Raw genomic sequence first — 2,729 nt, 5'->3', positions numbered from 1 at the left:
GGGACACGCCCCGGCACCACCGGGTGATCGCTGCACATCACACACGCATGCGGGGAGAAGAGCATGGGAGTTTCCCTTTCCAAGGGCGGCAACGTCTCTCTGACCAAGGAGGCGCCGGGCCTGACCGCGATCCTGGTCGGACTGGGCTGGGATGTGCGGACGACGACCGGCGCCGACTACGACCTGGACGCCAGCGCGCTGCTGTGCACCGGCTCCGGCAAGGTGGCCTCGGACCAGCACTTCGTCTTCTTCAACAACCTGACGAGCCCGGACGGTTCGGTGGAGCACACCGGGGACAACCTGACCGGTGAGGGCGAGGGCGACGACGAGGTCATCAAGGTGAACCTGGCGGCCGTGCCCGCCGACATCACCACCATCGTCTTCCCCGTGTCGATCTACGACGCCGCCAACCGGGGCCAGAGCTTCGGCCAGGTCCGCAACGCGTTCATCCGCATCGTCAACCAGGCCAACGGCGCGGAGATCGCGCGGTACGACCTGAGCGAGGACGCCGCGACCGAGACAGCGATGATCTTCGGCGAGGTGTACCGCCACGGCGAGGAGTGGAAGTTCCGCGCGGTGGGCCAGGGTTACGCCTCGGGCCTGGCGGGGATCGCCACGGACTACGGCGTCAACGTCTGAGAGAGCGGCGCCCCGGGCGCCACGGCTCCGGAAGCCGGACACGTCAGCGACGTGTCCGGCTTCCTTCTTTTCGGTGAACCCCACTTCTCACGTTGATGAGAATTCATATCAGCCGAGAAATGCTCACGGAATCGGCACCCTTTCCCCGGCCGCCATTCCGGCACATTCCTCTCAGCGAAACCCAAGGGCCCTCTCAGAGATTTCAAAGAATCCGCTGCCTACATTTGCCCGACTCCGCTCCGGAGTAAAGGACTCACGGATCGGCTCGCACCAAGGGCCGGTCCGTGCGCTGAAAGGGCGAGTACTGCGAGTGGATAGCACACGTATCCGAATTGCTGAGAAAGGCCGGGACTTCCCCTCGTCGGGCGGAAGCAGCGCGGTGTACCGGTCCCGTCCCGCCGCGCCACCGCGCACCCTGCTCGACGTTCTGCGTCACTCGGTCGCCGCCTGGCCCGCGGCGATCGCCGTGGACGACGGCGACATCGCACTCACCTACCGGGAATTGGACTCCGCCGTTTCGCAACTGGCCGCGCGGCTGCGCTCTTCGGGAATCGGACGGGGGGACCGGGTCGGTGTCCGGCTGCCGTCCGGTTCCGCCGAACTGTATCTGGCGATTCTCGCCGTGCTGGCGGCGGGCGCCGCCTATGTGCCGGTCGACGCCGACGACCCCGACGAGCGCGCCGAGCTGGTCTGGGGCGAGGCCGGTGTGTGCGCCGTGATCGGCGCCGGGCACACGGTCGTCCCCCGGCCCGGAGTCGCGCCGGGAGCCCGGCCGGGCGGGCCCACGCCCGGCGACGACGCGTGGATCATCTTCACCTCGGGCTCCACCGGCCGCCCCAAGGGCGTTGCCGTGAGCCACCGTTCGGCCGCCGCCTTCGTGGACGCCGAGGCGCGGCTCTTCGTGCCGGACGCCCCGATCGGCCCCGGCGACCGGGTGCTGGCGGGCCTGTCGGTGGCGTTCGACGCGTCCTGCGAGGAGATGTGGCTGGCCTGGCGGCACGGCGCCTGCCTGGTGCCCGCGCCCCGCGCCCTGGTGCGCGGCGGCGCCGAACTGGGCCCGTGGCTGCTCCGGCGGCGCATCACCGTGGTGTCGACCGTGCCCACCCTGGCCGCCCAGTGGTCGCGCGAGATGCTGGCCGGGGTCCGGCTGCTGATCCTCGGCGGCGAGGCGTGCCCGCCCGACGTCGTGCGGCGCTTCGCGCGCGACGGGCGGGAGGTGTGGAACACCTACGGCCCCACCGAGGCCACCGTGGTGGCCTGCGCGGCGCGGCTGCTGGACGGCGCCCCGGTGCGCATCGGACTGCCCCTGGACGGCTGGGAGCTGGTGGTGATCGGCGCCGGGGGCGAGCCGGTGGCCTGGGGCGAGACCGGCGAGCTGGTGATCGGCGGGGCGGGTCTGGGGCGGTACCTGGACGCCGCCAAGGACGCCGAACGGTTCCGGCCGCTGCCCGCGCTCGGCTGGGAGCGGGCCTACCGCACCGGCGACCTGGTCCGCGCCTGCCGCGAGGGGCTCGAATTCGTCGGCCGCGCCGACGACCAGGTGAAGATCGGCGGCCGGCGCGTCGAACTCGGCGAGATCGAGGCGGCGCTGCTCGCGCTCCCCGGCGTGGCGGCGGCAGCGGCGGCGGTCCGGCGCACCCCGGGCGGGCTGGACGTGCTCGTGGGGTACCTGGTCCCGGCCGACGGCGACCCGGCGGGCTTCGACCGCGCCGGCGCGCTCGGGCTGCTGCGCGGACGGCTGCCCGCCCCGCTGGTGCCCCGGCTGGTGGTGCTGGACGCCTTCCCGGTGCGCGGCTCCGGCAAGGTGGACCGGGCCGCGCTGCCCTGGCCCGCGCCCCCCGCTCCCGGCGTCCCCCGCCAGGAGCCGGCCGACGCGGACGCCGACGAGACCACCGTGTGGCTGCTCGGGGTGTGGAACGCGCTGCTGGGCACCGAGGCCGGGCTCCACGACGACTTCTTCGACCTCGGCGGCACCAGCCTCGCCGCCGCCCGCCTGGTGTCCGCGCTGCGCGAGCGCTGCCCCGACGTGTCCGTCGCCGACCTGTACCGGCACCCCACCCCGGCCGCGCTCCGCACCCGCGGCTCGCCGC

At 73.1% G+C, this 2,729-nt stretch carries 2 protein-coding genes; both read left to right on the top strand.

Annotation, left to right across the window (positions count from 1 at the left end):
• The first annotated feature begins 63 nt into the window (after nucleotides 1-63).
• Nucleotides 64-639: a TerD family protein gene (locus ACSNOC_RS27450; protein WP_436750279.1), complete on the top strand. Its 576-nt coding sequence runs from the start codon at nucleotides 64-66 to the stop codon at nucleotides 637-639.
• A gap of 325 nt (nucleotides 640-964) precedes the next feature.
• Nucleotides 965-2,729 (top strand): non-ribosomal peptide synthetase (locus ACSNOC_RS27445; protein WP_436750280.1); only part of this gene is annotated, 1,765 nt, incomplete at its 3' end.

Origin of the sequence: Streptomyces sp. URMC 129 (genome assembly GCF_051386415.1) — a bacterium.
Taxonomy (GTDB): domain Bacteria; phylum Actinomycetota; class Actinomycetes; order Streptomycetales; family Streptomycetaceae; genus Streptomyces.
This window is presented reverse-complemented; position numbering and strand designations above follow the sequence as displayed.

Bases quoted from the DNA above. Each gene is read 5' to 3' on its own strand.
- ACSNOC_RS27450 (WP_436750279.1), top strand. From the start codon at position 64: ATGGGAGTTTCCCTTTCCAAGGGCGGCAACGTCTCTCTGACCAAGGAG.